This window comes from Acidimicrobiia bacterium (assembly GCA_018057765.1).
GTDB lineage: Bacteria > Actinomycetota > Acidimicrobiia > IMCC26256 > JAGPDB01 > JAGPDB01.
Genome location: JAGPDB010000006.1, coordinates 36724 through 53089 on the forward strand (window position 1 = coordinate 36724; position 16366 = coordinate 53089).

The window sequence follows — 16366 nt, forward strand, 5'->3', positions numbered from 1 at the left end:
TAAAGTTGAACTTGATACATGTCAAAAGCATTAGATGAATTATTAACATATTTTGAACTAGATGCTATAGACGAAAATATCTATCAGGGAAATACTCCTTTAGAGTCTAGGCAAAGAGTTTTTGGTGGATTAGTAGCATCTCAAGCTTTGTTAAGCGCTGGAAAAACTGTTGATAAATCTAGAATGGTACATTCACTTCATGCATATTTTTTAGTCGGCGGTCATCCTGGAGCAAAGATAACATATGTCGTTGAAAAAATTCGTGATGGTGGTAGTTTTTCAACAAGGCGAGTATCTGCACAGCAAAATGGTGTAACAATATTTGTGCTTACTGCAAGTTTTCAAAAAGTTGAAGAGGGTTTTAATCATTCAACTCCATTCCCTGAGAATATTGTTGAACCGGAGAATTTACCTACATGGCAAGATCGCTTGCGGCCAATTATGAATAATATCGATGAGGATACTCAGAAATGGCTCGTATGGGATAGGCCAATAGATACTCGCTCTGTTACTGCACCAGCTTGGGTTGCTAATACTAAGCAAGAACCGGAACAAGATGTTTGGCTAAAAGCAGATGGTGCTTTAGGCGATGATCCATTAATACATAAATGTATATTGACATATGCATCAGACCTAACATTGCTTGATACGGCAATGCTGCCTTATGGTGAAGTTTTATACCGCGGGAAATTTATGATGGCATCATTGGATCATGCGATTTGGTTTCATGAACCTTTTCGTTGTGATGAATGGCTTTTATATCATCAGCATTCTCCTCATGCTTCAAATTCTAGAGCTTTAGCTTATGGCGAAATATTTACACAAGATAAAAGACATGTAGCAACTGTAATGCAAGAAGGTTTAGCAAGATTCTTTAAACAAAGATAGATGTCATCTGAGTAGTTTTGACGGCCTTTTAGAAGATGAAAATAGTTTTTTTCTACTTTTGAATTCTACACTTGCTTTTAAACTTATATTTACAACTACCGACATTGACCAACAAATTGAAATTGAACTTAGCAAGGCAAATACTAATTCTATAATTTGTGATGGGTCATTTACAAAAATCTTTGAGCTTGCATAACCTATGAGTCCACCTGTAATTGAGCTAACGAATAATACAAGAAAAGCGATAATATACGCCTTTCTAGTCGGAACCAGAGAATCAATTTCTTCTTCTGAGTAGTCGGATTCATTAAATGATAAATTTTCATCGTTTATATTCACTTTTATATCGTACTCAACTAGAATGTACCTATGCGAAGTTGTGTGGTAATTCCTACATATAATGAAAAAGAAAATATTGAAGAAGTTATTAGACGTGTACTTAAAAATGATGTGGATTTATTGATTGTTGATGATTCAAGTCCCGATGGTACAGGCGATATTGTAATAGAACTAAGCAAAGAATACAATGGACGGCTATCTTTAGAAACAAGAAAAGAAAAACTTGGGCTTGGCAAAGCCTATATTTATGGCTTTTCGAAATGTTTAGAAAAAAAATACGACATAATTTGTCAGATGGATGCTGATTTAAGCCACAATCCTGATGTGCTAGGTGAATTAATACAACCAATTAGTGAAGCTAGAGCTGATCTAGTAATTGGTTCTCGGTATGTACAAGGTGGTCAAATTCCTAAATGGTCTTTAATAAGAAGACTACTTTCTAGAGGCGGAAATTTATATACTCGAATTATGCTTAATATTAAAACCCGAGATGCAACAGCTGGTTACAGAGCATACAATGCAAAGATACTAAAGAAAATGTTAGATAATGGAATAAGTTCAGAAGGGTATGGGTTTCAAATTGAGATGACTTATACTGCTTCAAAATTTGGTGCAACCATTATTGAGGTACCAATTTCTTTTGCTGAAAGAGAAAAAGGTGTATCGAAAATGGGTGGTATCATTATCGTTGAAGCATTAAAGAACGTAACTATATGGTCTTTAAGAGATAGGTTATGGAAGCCAGTTTCTAAATTATTTACGCATAGAGCTAACATAAAGGTTGACATTAGTAAAAGCAATGATGATATAGATCTATATAACAGTAATGATGGTGAAGTTAATTCACATATCATTGATACAGAAAACAGAAAGTAATTGAACGATTTTTATGCCATTAAGTGAAAATGAAGAAAAGATTCTTGCCGATATTGAAGCCAATATTAGACGTTCTGACCCTGATCTAGCTCAGCATGTTGAGCAAACAACTATCTACAGACATAGTGGAAGAAGAATACTATTTTCAGTAATTGGATTATTGCTTTTATTGGTAGTGATAGTGATTTCTTTTACTAAAGCTTGGTATATATCTTTTATATCATTTGGTATCATGGTAGTTATAGGTATATCGCTAGTTGATCATGTTGTTAAAATATCAAAAGCTGGTGTCGATGATGTTATCCGTCAATCAAAAAAAATGACTAATAAATCAAAAAGAAATAAATATTAGACTTTTTCATTGGCCATATCAGTTAGCTCAAGCAGCGCATCATTAGCAGATTCCGTTAAGTCATAAATATCTATATCACAATCTGGTGCATAAGAATATTCTGAATATTGTTCTAAAAACTTTTGTGTATACAAACAAGTCGACGGCACTTTTGCTTTTAATTCCGCAAGAGTGATATCTATTTTGTGGGACTCTAATATATAATGTTCAAATATTTTTTTATAGGTATTATTTATTTGTGTTGTTGGGAACGAATCTATATTTCGTTTACGGACATATCTGTTATATAGAAAACCCATGATCGTCAATAAAGATACCAAAGTTAAAAATAGTATATTTGAAAAACTAAAAATGTTATTGCTACTAGTTGAAGTGCTTAATGGACTTACTCTTGACTGTGTAATGGTATTTGTTGTTTGTGTTCCAATTAACGTTGTTGTTGTATTCTTAATCCTAGTTGTACTAGTCGTGCTAGAAGTTGTTGCTAATTGCTCACCTATATTAGAAGGTGCCTGGCCAGGTTGTGTTCCTTGTGGAGTTGGGTCTATTGTTATCCAACCCATTCCCGTTAAATATACTTCTACCCAGGAATGTGCCTGTTTTGACATTACATTGAATACACCATTTGTATCTGGTTTACCAGGTATAAAACCTACGATTACCCTTGATGGTATTCTTATCGACCTTGCCATTGCTGCATATGTTGCCGCAAATTGCTCACAAAACCCGACTTTGGCATCTAAGAATTGTCTCATAGCTCTTTGGCTAGAGTTATAATTAACTTTTGTTGAATATACGAAATCTCCTTTTGTGAAATAGTCTTTTAGCGCTGTAACTTGTTCATATATTGATGTTTTATTTGTAGCAATACTTCTACTCAATTCTTCGATACTAGGATCAAAATTTTCTGGTATCAATAAATAATCATCTAATCCTTTTGGTGTTGGAGTTGAACCAATACGTATTTGTTCATCGGTAAAGGATGATTCTGGCACTGAAGCATCAATTGAATAGTTAGTAATGTCTGATTTTGGGGAACTTATTGTAGAGTCATCTAATACTACGAGATTGCGTTCTGATGTTGAATCAGTATTATAAATCGAAGGCAAAATTTTAGGACTCAAATTTTTTAGCTCAAATGTTGCATTAACTAATCTTGAATCTAAGCCTTTAAGCACTGGTTCTTTATAGTTTTTCTTTGGAGCTTCATAATACCAAGTATCTCCATCGAATTTATTTAGTACTCCAAGTCGAAAATATTGGGCGCTATCTGTTTTCGCTGTGAACATTAATTTATTATTATTATCTTTTAGTTGAGCTCTCATCGAAACAAGAGGGGATAATTCAGTTATTGTTGAGTTTCTGGATAATTTATTAAGCATGTTTTTTGGTGCAATACTAGGTAAGGATGAGATTGGGATAACAATGGCTATACATATTGTTGTTATTAGTATTGTCGCGAATATATTTGTCGCGAATATCTTATATTTTGTCTTATTCACGATCTGTATTTTGTGTGCACTATTTGAAACTTTATATCTGTATGTTGTCCTTAAATAAATCCAGCAAGCAAAACAAAAAAGAGCGATGATTGGTATATTAAATGTATTATTTGAATTATTTTGGGCTAATGCAAAAAATAGTATGTAGATAGCGAAGGCTAATCCGTAAAGATTTAATCTGATAGCAATTGTCTCTATCAGTTCAGAAATTGACCATAGTATAAAAGCAGCAACAACTATTGTTCCCGTTGTTGACTGCAATGGAGTTGAGTTTTCAGCAAATTGCCGTATCCCAATTTGTCCTTGTTTTGAAATGTTTTTCAGGTTAGAAATTGTTGGAATGAGTTTTTCTAATTTAGGTCCAGCCACTTTTAGTAAGAGTAATTCTATGCCGATAAGAGCGCTAACCAGTGAAGAAATATTTTGAAATATTTTATTTTTTGCAGCGAATATACCTACACAATGTGGAAGTATTACTATTATACCTAGAAATATATAGTCATTAAGTGAAATGTTTATTAGATTATTAATATTCGATCCTAGTATTAAGGACAGGAATATTAGAGAGATGCTGATGTTTCTCGAACGTTCCATTTTGCTACCCATTGCTTATAATCTTCAAATATTGTTTTTACATTCAGACAAAAAACATTGTTTCCGTCTATTTCATTAATTTTTTTTGATGTGACTTTAAATATGGTCTCTTTAATATTTGTTGTATCAAATCTTGATCCAGTTATTATAAAAGAATCACATTGATTACTTTTAATCTGGCTATTTAAGATATTAAAAGGTACAGTATGTTTAACTAACTGCTGTGAGCATAATTTATCTAAAAAAATATCTGCATCATATATAACCTCTTGTTGGTCATTTCCTATAAATATCGTTTTTTTGCTAGATGATAAACCAGCTTGGCAGATACTTGCACAAAGTCTGATAGCGGATTCAAATTCGTTTTCATCATAAGAATTTTCATTGAGGTCTAAAATGATTGCTATAGATCTAGTTGATATAGGTTCATGCTGCCTAACGAATATCTTTCTTGTTCTCGAAGACGTTTTCCAATGTATCAATCTAATATCATCGCCAGGCTCATATTCCTTTAGCCCAAAGAGATCTTCTGAAAGCGAACTTGAGTTTGAGTCGAAGTAACTAGATTCATCGCTGGCTCGTAATGGTAAACTTGGCAACGGTATAGTCTCAGTTTTTGGATATATTAGTAGTATATCCTCGTTGTCTATAGTTTGATCTTTTAAAAAGAATCCTAGCCAATCTGATTCGCTAATTAATATAGGACCAACTGTGAAGTTACCTCTTTGTTTTGCACAAAATTTATATTGTGCTTCCGAAATGGCATCTTTAGATGTTTTATTAAAAAAGAATTTTGCATTTTTTTTCCCATTGTCAAAATAATCTTTCAAAATAGTATCTGCTGTTGCACCTTTTATTCGTAAAGTCGTTAATATTTCGGTTTCTTCGTCAGGTTTTTCGGGTAAAACTATTCGTGTTGTATGGATTGTAGATTTGATTATATATATATTGATAATCGACAATATAATTAATGTAAACATAAATATAAACATTACCAGTAAGAATTTTGAAGCAAATGATATTGAACCTAAGCCCGCTAGGATACCAATAGTTAAAGCCCAGTAGCCTCTAAAAGTCATCATCTTTCTTTCATGGTAGGGACTTCAATACCACCAACTGTTGCAAGCATTACATCAATTCTTTTAATACCTTCAAGTTTCGCTTTTGGAGTTAAAATTAATCTATGTTCCCATATTTTAGGAGCAAGTGCTTTAACATCATCTGGTAGGACATAATGTCGTCCTAAAGATAATGCTAATACTTTCGCTGCTTTATAAAGTGCTAATGATCCACGCGGCGATATACCCAATGATATATTTGTGTTCGCTCTTGTTGCATTGCTTAATGAAACAATATAATTTACAACTATTGGAGATACATATATCGATGTTGCTATTTTTTGAATTTCGAAGAAATCATCTAAAGTCAGCACTTCCGTGAGTTTTTGTTTTGTGGAAGATCCTTGCAATATTTCAATCTCATCTTGCACACTTGGATAACCCATTGCTAGAGACATCATGAATCTATCTAATTGAGATTCAGGCAGGGGGTATGTTCCGCTGAGTTCAACTGGGTTTTGTGTAGCTATAACCATATGTGGATTTGGCAAGCTATGCGTAATACCGTCATAGGTAACATTTCTTTCTTCCATGGATTCTAATAATGCACTTTGTGTTTTTGGTGAAGCTCTATTGATCTCGTCAGCTAATAAAATATTTGCAAATACTGGTCCAGGCCTAAATTCAAAAGTATTGTTTTCTTGATTAAATATTGATGTCCCAATTACGTCACCTGGAAGTAGGTCAGGTGTGAATTGAATTCGTGATTGTTCTAAATTCAGGCTCTCTGATATTGATTTGGCCAATGTAGTTTTTCCAACACCCGGCACATCTTCTATTAATAGGTGCCCACCAGCTAATAAACATACACAACTTAGATGAATTACAGGGTTTTTCCCTTTAATATTTATTGCAATATTATTCACTAGTGAATTAAACATTTTTGCAGCTCTTTTTGAGTCTTCTTCTGTTGCAAAATTATCCATTTTTACTGCTTTCTTTATTTGACATTAAGTTATATTATCCCAAAGAATCACCCAAGTTGATTCAACTTTGTATTTGTTCTATTCTCGTCTTAATATGTATAAGACTCGAGTACTTTTTATGGCAATACTATGGGCAATTTTGCCTCATCCTTCGCTCTATCTGACCGGTTTAGGGTTATATCGTTCATCGCTTTCAAATGATGGAAATAGCATAATGCGGTTATTACCATCGAAGAGGTATATAGGTTTTAGGCTACACACACAATACGGTGATAAGTTGCCCGAGATAAGGGTATTAAAGGATGATCTAATTAATTACATATCATGGGTCAAAAATTATTCTAATAATGATCGATATTAGATTTTTATAGCGTCTATAGAATCTTTAATTTCACTTAGATCAAATGCTCCATCTAATCTTTTCTTAATTATTCCAGATTTATCGACGGCAAATAACCATGGTTCACTTGGTAATCCCCATTCAGTTACTGCATCTAGTACATCCGGTGATGTTTCATCCTTATAAATTTCAATGTGTGTGCAGTTAATAGGATTTTTTTCAACTTCACTTTTCAATATGTCTAAGACCGGACCACAATATTTCGTTTGACACCTTGCAGGTGTAGCAAATAGAACTAGGAAGGGTGCATTTTGTGATAATAGATTTGATATTGAATTTTTGTGCAACCCACATTCTCCATCGAACCTTGTGCATAATATTTTTGCATCTTTAGGATCAGCATTGGTAGGTGAGTCAGTATTAATACAATTTGTATCAAGTCCAGGTGCGAGGTTTACTTCACTAACATTAAATGTAAGTGTTACCGGATTCTTATCATATGATGTTGATATTTCGTAATTACCAGCTTCATCAAAAATAGTTTCAAATGAATATATTCCTTGAGATTTTAATCCACCAACTCTAGGTCTAATATTTTTAATTTGTGTTAATTTTCCACTTGGTTTTTTTAAATTAACACTAAGTGTTTCTTTTGATAAATGTGTTTCTTTTTCAAAAATTACAAAAGCGAATCTTTGTAATAGCGTAGATTTATATAAATCGGAACTTATCCGAATCGCTACATATTGTGAACCTTTAAGTTCATTCTCATTTTTAGTTGATTTGTCGTTAGAGCATCCTTGTAATGATATAGCCAAGGAACCTAGAGCTAGGCCTGATGCCCCAATCCCTAATTTTTTAAGAAATTCTCTTCTATTTAATTCATTCATAGCTTAATTCTTTCACGTATTGGCTGGTAGATCAGAATTTTACGAAATGGAGCAAAAAAGTGTCTAAGTGGTTGCATAGTGGTGGGTAGTGGGGTAAAGTGGAGCTCAGTGGTTTTGACCTAGGTGGCTAGTACCTGGATGGTTTATCGAAAGATGATCAGAAAATCATTAGAGGGAGTTAACAAACTATCGAGTGAAAATATTCGAAAAGTAGTTAAGTGAAAAGGGGGTATGGTGTTTCTCGGAGAGTTTCATCATTCATTAGACGATAAAGGCAGAGTTATATTGCCTTCAAAGTTCCGTGACCCTTTATCGCGTGGAGCAATAATTTCAAAAGGCGATGGATGCTTATTTATTTATACTCTTTCTGAATTTGAAGAAGTAGCAAATGAAATACGTGAAAAGTCAAAGGCATCTCCACAAGCGAGAGAAGCAGCAAGATCATTTTTTGCAGGAGCCAGTGATGTAACTCCCGATAAACAAGGTCGACTAAATCTTCCAAATCCACTCAGGAATTATGCAAAGTTAAAAAAAGAAGTAACTCTCTTAGGTGTGTATTCTCGAATTGAAATTTGGGATAAAGCAACTTGGAATGAGAGATCACTTAGTGGTGATGCAACTCTTAACGATACACAAAATCTTCCAGATCTTGGTATATAACTTTTATGCTCAACCAAAAATTTAGTGCACGGATGCAATTGACATCAACATTGGGTCTGGCAGCAGTCCCCGTAAAGTTAAGATCGAAGCCCCAACTCCGCCCGCTTCTATCTCTTAAGTTTCGGAGAGAAAACCGAACGCTTTATTTAACTAACGGGGACTCCTGGCAGATCTAGTGTGAATAAATTTAAATCGAAGATTTAAAGCATCAACAGTAAGAAGAAAGAGTTGTTTTGTCGACTGATAATTTTAAACATATACCAGTAATGGCAGATGAAATTATTAAATATGCAAAAGATGTTTCTGTTTCAGGGGTAATGATAGATGCAACACTTGGAGGGGGAGGGCACTCCAAACTTTTATTAAAAGCAAGACCCAATGACAAACTCATATGTTTTGATAGAGATGAACAAGCCATTAAAGCTGCATTAGAAAACCTTAATGACTTTAAAGATCGATTTGAAATTATTCATACTGGATTTGCTGATATAGGCAAAGAAATACGCAAACGGAATTTAGAGGGGAAGGTATCAGTAGTGTTATTTGATTTAGGTGTATCAAGCCATCAACTTGATAAAAAAGAACGTGGATTTACATACCGTGTCCAAGATGCTCCTTTGGATATGCGCATGGACTCAAGACAACAATTAACTGCTGAAATTATTGTTAATGAATATAGTGAGGATGAATTAGCAAAGATTATTCAAAAAAATGGTGATGAAAAATTTGCAAGAAAAATAGCAAAAAAGATTGTTGAAAATAGACCAATTATGACTTCAGGAGAACTAATAGAAATAATCAGATTAGCTATTCCACATAAATTTCAAAGACTCACACATCCAGCAAAAAGAACTTTTCAAGCTTTAAGAATAGAAGTTAATGCAGAACTAGATCAATTAGAAACAGCTTTAGAAGAATCAGTCCACCTATTAGCTCCAGGAGGAAGAGTTTTAGTGCTTTCTTATCATAGCGGTGAAGACAAAATTGTTAAAAGTATATTTTCAAAATATTTCCATAAAGAAAAATCAACAAAAGATGGTCGCTTAATTCCCACAATTGAAGATGTAAACATAAACCAGTTTGAAGGTGAAGTATTAAGGCTAATACCTACAACAAGAACACCAAAAAAACCAAGTAAAGATGAACTAGAAATTAACAGACGTTCTAAAAGTGCAAAGCTAAGAGTAGTTCAACGAGAAGAAAATACAGACTTTAACCATGCGAGCGGAATGTAAATTATGGCGACAAGATCCGCAGCATTAAAAAAATTAAACCCAGATCATGGGCTTATTGAATACAACAAGAAGCGTCTTGAACAAGCTACAAAAGCGTTATCCTCGAGCACAAGATCAATCGCAAATGATACCAGGCTTCGACATTTTGAATCTGGCAAAACCGCTAAACTTCCATCACGTAAACCAAGACTTGTAGAAAAAAATGATATAAAAAAAGAAAAATCGTTTATAGGGATAATGAGACTTTTTGCATTAGCAGTTGTTTTTTCACTAGTTGCAGTAGTTGGAATACAAACAATTATTGCTAGTAAACAAATCAAAATTAATGAAATAAGAGAAAATCAGAAGAATGAGATAATTCAATATAGAAAAATTCGTAAAGACATCGCTACGTTGAAATCACCAGATAGAATAAACAGACGCGCTGCATTTTTAGGTTTGATTCAACCCAATAAATTTACAACGATAAACATTCCATTTAAAACTGAATTGAGAAGCGATATTAATAAAGATCAATTAAATTCGGAATTGAAAGTGATACTAAATGGCTCGTAATCAAGCGACTAATGAAAATATTGATCGGGCTATGAAAGATCTCGATGAAGGCCAAATGTATAATAGGGCGCGTCGCGCTAGAATCACACCAAGATATTCTAAAGTTAGTGTTAACCCTTCGAATGTAACTCCAATCGCTAACAGAACTAATAATATAAAATCACGAAAAACAGTTGAAAGCAATGCTTCAAAAATAAGATCTAGAGTCAAGTCTGGTGCAAAAGCAAATGTTTACTATCTTAAATCTGCATTTAATGATAATCAAGTAAGGCCCGCAAAAAATAGTAACCGAAATAAGGACAATAAAAAAACTAATAACCAAAAAAATATTCAAAGGTCTCAACTAGGAAAGAAAAAAAATGCGAATCCTGTAATTTGGAATCCAAAGAGACGAGCTACATTGCTTGGGATAATCATGATTATCCCATTGTTTGCTGTATCTCTAAAGTTGGTAGATATCCAATATTTAAATGCTGATAAATACACAGATTTAGGATTAGCACAAAGAACTTATTCTCGCATAGTGGTTCCAGAAAGAGGAACAATAACAGATAGAAATGGGAATGTATTGGCTGTCAGTGAGCCATCATGGGATATTACAGTCGACCCATCCTTGGTCAAAGATGAAGATGCGCTATTAAGCGATTTGAGTAAATTGACAATTTTTGATGAAACAAAATTAACAAAAGAGTTAAAAAACAAAAAATCTCGGTTTGCGTTTGTTGCAAAAAAGGTAGATGAACCAACTGCAAAACGAATACAAGCAAAAACATTACCAGGTATAATTGTTACTAAAAGTTCAAAGAGAGAATATCCAGCTGGAGATACTGCTTCGAATCTTGTTGGATTCGTCGGAGAAGATTTGAATGGCCTTGGTGGTATTGAATATAAATATAATACGAAACTTAGTGGAAAAAACGGTTCTGAAATAATTGAAAGAGACCGACAAGGTCGAGAAATTTCAAGAGACAATAAAAAAGTCAAACAAGAAATTCCAGGACAAGATATTTCATTAACTATCGATCAAGGGTTGCAGTTTGAATCAGAAAGAATTGTACAAGAAGAAGTTTTATCAACACACTCTAAAGGTGGAACGGCAATTATCGCGGATGTCCACTCTGGAGAAATACTTTCAATGGTATCAATAGTTGGAGGACCAAAAAAGCCTGTTCCTGCACCTGCAAGTGATGTTAATCATGCAGTTGCTGATGTGTATGAGCCGGGTTCAACAAACAAAGTTATAACAATAGCTGGGGCATTGGAAACAAAGATTATTTCACCTTCTACAACCTACAGTGTTCCAGATAATATAGTTTTTGATAAACAGAATTTTCCAGATGCAGAAACTCATGCTCCAGCTATTTGGAATGCAGGCGACATACTAAGAGAATCTTCTAATGTCGGTACGATCATGATTGCCTCTAAATTACAAAGAACACGAATAGATTCCTACCTACGAGCATTCGGTTATGGCAAGAAAACTGCATTAGATTTTCCTGGAGAAGCACCAGGTATATTGTTAGACAAAAAAAATTGGTCTGATACTTCTATTGCGACCATCCCCACAGGTAACGGTATAGCTGTTACACCAATACAAATGTTGAGTGTTTATATGACAATTGCTAACGGAGGACTAAAACTAGATCCGAAATTAGTGAAATCTGTTGTTGATGAAAAAGGTAATAATAAAGAATTGAAAACTACTGGTCAAACTCAAGTTATTTCTAAACAGACTTCATCACAATTAATTTCTATGCTTATAGGTGTAGTTGAAAATGGTACGGGGACAAAAGCGGCTGTTCCAGGTTATAGCGTTGCTGGTAAAACAGGTACAGCTCGTAAAGCTCCATATACGGCTAATAAACATATTGCATCTTTCGCTGGGTTTGCTCCTGCATCAAATCCACGTATAGCAATAATTGTTATTCTCGATGAGCCAGAGGGCCAAATTTATGGTGGAACAGTTGCAGCTCCCGTATTCTCTAGGCTTATGAGTTCAGCCCTTAGAGTTGTTGGCGTAACACCAGATAGGCCTAATCAAGGTTTGAGTATTACAAATACTATTACTACAACTCCAATCAATCAGAGCAATACAGTAAGTACACTACCTTTGGTTAAACCAATTACTAAACCAAATCAAGATAGTAATATACAAAATGATTAATTGATTTAGTGTTGAGCGCATTAGAATAAAAAAACTGTGAAACTTATAAAAATACTCGAATCCTTATTATATTATGAAAATATAATTGGCGGCATTCAAAAATATGTATCAAATGCTGATTTGTCTATCCTGGAAACAGAGATTACCTCTATTACTTGTAAAAGTAATGACGTAATACCTGGTGCTATTTTTGTAGCTATAGATGGGACAATAAATGATGGCCATAAATATATTAATGATGCTAGAAAAAACGGTGCGGTCTTTTGTATTGGTACGTATTCAAAAACAGAATTAGCATCTGTACCTGATCTGATTGTTAAGAATGCAAGAGCTATTTTAGGTCCAGCAAGTTCTATTATGGAAGAAAATCCTAGTAATAAAATAGCAATAGCAGGTGTTACAGGAACTAATGGTAAGACAACAATTACATATATTCTAAATTCCATATATAGTTTTACAAAGAAAAAGAATGCAATAATTGGAACTACTGGTATTTATATCGATGGTAACAAGCAGCTAGCATCACAAACAACACCTGATGCCATAATATTGCAATCACTTTTTAATAAGTTGGTTAAAGAAAATATAGATGCTGTAGCAATGGAGGTATCAAGCCATGCTCTAGATCAATATAGAGTTTTAGGTACAAATTTTGATGCTGTAGCTTTTACGAATTTAACACAAGATCATCTTGACTATCATCTCAATTTCGAAAATTACTTTAATGCAAAAGCAGAATTATTCAATGGGGTATATTCTAAAAATGGAGTCATAAATATTGACGATAAAGGAAAATATAGCCAACAACTTATTGAAATTGCAAAAAAAAATGGAATGAACTTAATATTGGTATCGACAAAGAACCCAAATGCTGATGTCTATATAGAAACTATGTCAACATCTCTAACTGGAAGCGAAATACAAGTAACGTATATTGACAAAGATAAAAATATACATAGTCAAAATATTAAGACTTCGCTAATAGGTAGTTATAATATTGAAAATATCGCAGTATCAATAGGCCTAGCAATTTTTGGCGGTTTACTATTTGAAGATATATTAAATGCTCTGTGTCAACAAATTAATATACCAGGACGTCTTGAAAGAATATTAAATGTAAAAGGTGGATTTGAGATATTTATTGACTATGCACATACGCCAGATGCATTAGAGCGATCTATATTTGTACTTAAACCATTATCAAATAAGCTAATTACGATATTTGGTTGTGGAGGAGATAGAGATGTTGAAAAACGTTCAATTATGGGAAAAATAGCAAGCGAAAATTCTGATTTTATAATAATTACGAATGATAATCCTAGAAGTGAAGACCCACAAAAAATAGCTGATGGAATTCTAGAAGGAATATCAAATGACCATAAAGATAGAACAATGGTAATTTTAGACCGTTATAAAGCGATAGAATATGCACTGTTAAAAGCAACTGTAAATGATTGTATTCTTATTGCAGGGAAAGGTCATGAGAACTATCAGGAATTTGCTGATGGTAAACACGATTTTTCTGATGTGAATTCAGTCACCGAGATATTAAAAAAGGAAAGTAAATGATTGCACTTCTAATTGCTGTAAGTCTTTCATTTGTTGTATCAGCATTTTCTACGCCTGTCATCATCAAAATTGTTAAATCTAAAGGCGCTGGCCAATTTATTAGAGATGATGGCCCCATTGTTCATCCGCATATACTCAAAGCCGGTACACCAACAATGGGAGGCATAGCAATCATATTGGCAGTTGCGTTAGGTTACTTTGTATCGCATTTTCGTTTAGGTTTTGTATTTGGACGTTCAGCACTTTTAGTCCTTGGCGTCTTTATTGCAATGGCAGGAGTCGGATTGATCGATGATTATTTATCGATCATTAAAAAGCGGAATATGGGTTTGCGCAAACGCGGAAAAATTATAGGACAAGTAATTATTGCATCTATCTTTTCATATTTAGCAATTAATTGGGTGAATGTTTCTACGGAATTATCATTTGCTAGACCAGTAACTCATGGATTACCTAAATGGCTCTTTCTCATTATATGTATAGTAATTGTTATCGGTGCTGCTAATGCTGTAAATATAACTGATGGTCTTGACGGTTTAGCTTCGGGTAGTTCAACTTTAGTTTTTTCGGCATATGCAATTATCACATTCTGGCAATTTCGTCATCCAGATCTCTATAGTTTAGGATCATTGGGTTATTCTCAAAATGCGTTGGACTTAAGTGTTTTGGCAGTTTCAATAGTTGGAGCATCTGCGGGATTTTTATGGTGGAATGCTGCTCCCGCTCAAATATTTATGGGCGATGTCGGATCTTTAGCGCTCGGTGGGGCTTTAGCTGCTTTCGCTATTGTCACAAAAACGGAATTATTACTTGTGTTCCTAGGTGGGATCTATGTAGTAGAAACATTAAGTGTTATTGCCCAAATAATTTCTTATAGGGGATTTAAAAAACGTATCTTAAAGATGGCACCTATTCACCATCATTTTGAAGTGCTAGGTTGGCCTGAAACTACAGTAATTGTACGCTTTTGGCTTTTTTCGGGTGCATGTGTTGCAATAGGTTTAGGGTTTTTCTATGCAGACTACGTGACACTGTTAAATTAGTAAATTTTTCATTAATTAATTTCAGAACTGCACTTATCAGACTAAAAAACCAATTAGAATTATATGTATCATGGTAGTTAAAACCCCGGGAAAGACCAGAAATAAATCAATAGTAAAAAGCTCTGAAAAAATATCTAAAAAATCTAATGATAAAAAGGTCGATGGTTTTTCACTCCGTCAAATATTATTTATTTTTAGAAATTCTAATCTAGCTAAGCCACCAAGAAATGCCAACTTCGTATTATTGACAGCAATTATTTCAGTTTTATGTATCATAGGTGCAGTAATGGTTCTGAGTGCTTCGTCGGTAGCAGCTATAGCTAATTATGGTTCTGCATGGTTCTTTTTTCAACGTCAAGTTATTTGGCTGATACTGGGTGCAGTTGCGTTTTTAGTTATGTCGCGTATCCCTTATACATTTTGGCAAAGGATGACTAAACCCATTGTGTTTTCAAGTATTTTTCTCTTGATCTTAGTTCTTATACCCGGAATTGGAATTGAAGCTTATGGTTCAAAGCGATGGTTAGGCTTTAGTTCTTGGAGATTCCAACCTAGCGAATACGCAAAAATTGCTTTAGTCATCTTTACAGCAGACTTTTTAACCCGTAAAAAAAACCTTATGGGAAATTTTAAACAAATTATTTTTCCTATAGTTTTAACTAGTTCAATATTTCTATTTTTTGTTTTTATTGAACCCGATTACGATTCATCTGTAGTACTTGTAATGATTGTTTCATCAATAATGCTTATGTCTGGTATACCAATGAACTTTTTAGGTAAATTGGCAATTCCAGCTGTTGCAATATTGGTAATAACGGTATTTTTTCAACCATATCGAATACAAAGAATACTTACTTTCACCGATCCATTTAAAGATAAAAGCAATACTGGTTATCAAATTGTTCAAAGTTTGATCGCATTGGGTAGTGGCAAAACAACGGGTGTAGGTTTAGGAGCAGGCAAGGCTAAATGGTTATTTCTGCCTAATGCACATACTGACTTCATCTTTTCAATAATTGGTGAGGAGTTAGGTCTGGTAGGAACACTTATGGTCGTAGGCCTCTTTGTAGCGTTCATACTATTAGGTATTAAAATTGTTTTGAGTTGTGACAATAGGTTTGCTGCCTTAATGGCAACTGGGATTATTGCTTGGATTGGTGGACAAGCAATAATAAACCTAATGGCCGTAATTGGACTTTTACCTGTATCTGGTATAACTTTACCTTTTGTTAGTTTTGGAGGTTCTTCTTTACTCATTTCATTAGGTGCTGCAGGTATTTTGGCAAATATTGCACGAAATTCTAAAGCATAGTTA

General features: G+C 33.9%; 15 protein-coding genes. 10 read left to right on the top strand and 5 right to left on the bottom strand.

Features of this window, described 5'->3' with window-relative positions; all coding sequences use genetic code 11:
• Positions 1-18 precede the first annotated feature (18 nt).
• Positions 19-888 carry an acyl-CoA thioesterase II gene (locus tag KBF89_03380; protein MBP9115364.1) on the top strand — a complete coding sequence of 290 codons (870 nt, stop codon included), beginning with the start codon at positions 19-21 and terminating at the stop codon, positions 886-888.
• 3 nt (positions 889-891) lie between these two features.
• On the opposite strand, the gene KBF89_03385 is transcribed toward KBF89_03380, so the two are convergent.
• Positions 892-1227, bottom strand: coding sequence for a hypothetical protein (locus KBF89_03385; protein MBP9115365.1), 336 nt, complete (start codon positions 1225-1227; stop codon positions 892-894).
• 30 nt (positions 1228-1257) lie between these two features.
• Between KBF89_03385 and KBF89_03390 the strand changes: the two genes are divergently transcribed.
• A complete protein-coding gene (locus tag KBF89_03390) occupies positions 1258-2103 on the top strand; it encodes a polyprenol monophosphomannose synthase (GenBank protein MBP9115366.1) in 846 nt (281 codons plus the stop codon).
• Between the two features lie 13 nt (positions 2104-2116).
• A complete protein-coding gene (locus KBF89_03395; GenBank protein MBP9115367.1) occupies positions 2117-2455 on the top strand; it encodes a DUF3040 domain-containing protein in 339 nt (112 codons plus the stop codon).
• Here the strand turns inward: KBF89_03395 and KBF89_03400 are convergent.
• The 4 genes from KBF89_03400 to KBF89_03415 all read right to left on the bottom strand — a co-directional run bounded on the left by KBF89_03400 (position 2452) and on the right by KBF89_03415 (position 7825).
• Positions 2452-4551 carry a transglutaminase domain-containing protein gene (locus tag KBF89_03400; protein MBP9115368.1) on the bottom strand — a complete coding sequence of 700 codons (2100 nt, stop codon included), beginning with the start codon at positions 4549-4551 and terminating at the stop codon, positions 2452-2454. The genes KBF89_03395 and KBF89_03400 overlap by 4 nt on opposite strands.
• Positions 4518-5633 (bottom strand): DUF58 domain-containing protein, encoded by a 1116-nt coding sequence (locus KBF89_03405; GenBank protein MBP9115369.1) that lies wholly within the window; start codon positions 5631-5633, stop codon positions 4518-4520. Before KBF89_03405 ends, KBF89_03400 begins: the two co-directional genes overlap by 34 nt.
• Positions 5630-6595, bottom strand: a complete 966-nt coding sequence (locus tag KBF89_03410; GenBank protein ID MBP9115370.1) for a MoxR family ATPase — start codon at positions 6593-6595, stop codon at positions 5630-5632. Before KBF89_03410 ends, KBF89_03405 begins: the two co-directional genes overlap by 4 nt.
• Positions 6596-6952: 357 nt before the next feature.
• Complete coding sequence (locus tag KBF89_03415; GenBank protein ID MBP9115371.1) at positions 6953-7825, bottom strand: twin-arginine translocation signal domain-containing protein; 873 nt, start codon at positions 7823-7825, stop codon at positions 6953-6955.
• Between the two features lie 231 nt (positions 7826-8056).
• Between KBF89_03415 and mraZ the strand changes: the two genes are divergently transcribed.
• From mraZ to ftsW, 7 genes are all read left to right on the top strand, one after another.
• A complete protein-coding gene (mraZ, locus tag KBF89_03420; GenBank protein MBP9115372.1) occupies positions 8057-8485 on the top strand; it encodes a division/cell wall cluster transcriptional repressor MraZ in 429 nt (142 codons plus the stop codon).
• A gap of 233 nt (positions 8486-8718) precedes the next feature.
• Positions 8719-9720: a 16S rRNA (cytosine(1402)-N(4))-methyltransferase RsmH gene (gene rsmH, locus KBF89_03425; protein MBP9115373.1), complete on the top strand. Its 1002-nt coding sequence runs from the start codon at positions 8719-8721 to the stop codon at positions 9718-9720.
• Positions 9721-9723: 3 nt separating this feature from the next.
• Entirely contained in the window at positions 9724-10275 is a 552-nt protein-coding gene (locus tag KBF89_03430) for a hypothetical protein (GenBank protein MBP9115374.1), read from the top strand.
• On the top strand, positions 10265-12439 hold the full coding sequence (locus KBF89_03435) for a penicillin-binding protein 2 (protein ID MBP9115375.1): 2175 nt from the start codon (positions 10265-10267) through the stop codon (positions 12437-12439). The genes KBF89_03430 and KBF89_03435 overlap by 11 nt, the downstream gene beginning before the upstream one ends.
• 36 nt (positions 12440-12475) lie before the next feature.
• Positions 12476-14008 (top strand): UDP-N-acetylmuramoyl-L-alanyl-D-glutamate--2,6-diaminopimelate ligase, encoded by a 1533-nt coding sequence (locus KBF89_03440; protein MBP9115376.1) that lies wholly within the window; start codon positions 12476-12478, stop codon positions 14006-14008.
• A complete protein-coding gene (locus tag KBF89_03445; protein MBP9115377.1) occupies positions 14005-15051 on the top strand; it encodes a phospho-N-acetylmuramoyl-pentapeptide-transferase in 1047 nt (348 codons plus the stop codon). Before KBF89_03440 ends, KBF89_03445 begins: the two co-directional genes overlap by 4 nt.
• 70 nt (positions 15052-15121) lie before the next feature.
• The gene (gene ftsW / locus KBF89_03450) at positions 15122-16363 is read left to right on the top strand and encodes a putative lipid II flippase FtsW (GenBank protein ID MBP9115378.1); all 1242 of its coding nucleotides are present in this window, start codon (positions 15122-15124) and stop codon (positions 16361-16363) included.
• The last annotated feature ends 3 nt before the right edge of the window (positions 16364-16366 follow it).

Excerpts from the sequence above, each read along its gene's own strand:
- KBF89_03380 (MBP9115364.1), top strand. The coding sequence starts at position 19 with ATGTCAAAAGCATTAGATGAATTATTAACATATTTTGAACTAGATGCT.
- KBF89_03390 (MBP9115366.1), top strand. The coding sequence starts at position 1,258 with ATGCGAAGTTGTGTGGTAATTCCTACATATAATGAAAAAGAAAATATT.
- KBF89_03395 (MBP9115367.1), top strand. The coding sequence starts at position 2,117 with ATGCCATTAAGTGAAAATGAAGAAAAGATTCTTGCCGATATTGAAGCC.
- KBF89_03400 (MBP9115368.1), bottom strand. The coding sequence starts at position 4,551 with ATGGAACGTTCGAGAAACATCAGCATCTCTCTAATATTCCTGTCCTTA.
- KBF89_03405 (MBP9115369.1), bottom strand. The coding sequence starts at position 5,633 with ATGATGACTTTTAGAGGCTACTGGGCTTTAACTATTGGTATCCTAGCG.
- KBF89_03410 (MBP9115370.1), bottom strand. The coding sequence starts at position 6,595 with ATGGATAATTTTGCAACAGAAGAAGACTCAAAAAGAGCTGCAAAAATG.
- KBF89_03415 (MBP9115371.1), bottom strand. The coding sequence starts at position 7,825 with ATGAATGAATTAAATAGAAGAGAATTTCTTAAAAAATTAGGGATTGGG.
- mraZ (MBP9115372.1), top strand. The coding sequence starts at position 8,057 with ATGGTGTTTCTCGGAGAGTTTCATCATTCATTAGACGATAAAGGCAGA.
- KBF89_03430 (MBP9115374.1), top strand. The coding sequence starts at position 9,724 with ATGGCGACAAGATCCGCAGCATTAAAAAAATTAAACCCAGATCATGGG.
- KBF89_03435 (MBP9115375.1), top strand. The coding sequence starts at position 10,265 with ATGGCTCGTAATCAAGCGACTAATGAAAATATTGATCGGGCTATGAAA.
- KBF89_03445 (MBP9115377.1), top strand. The coding sequence starts at position 14,005 with ATGATTGCACTTCTAATTGCTGTAAGTCTTTCATTTGTTGTATCAGCA.
- ftsW (MBP9115378.1), top strand. The coding sequence starts at position 15,122 with ATGGTAGTTAAAACCCCGGGAAAGACCAGAAATAAATCAATAGTAAAA.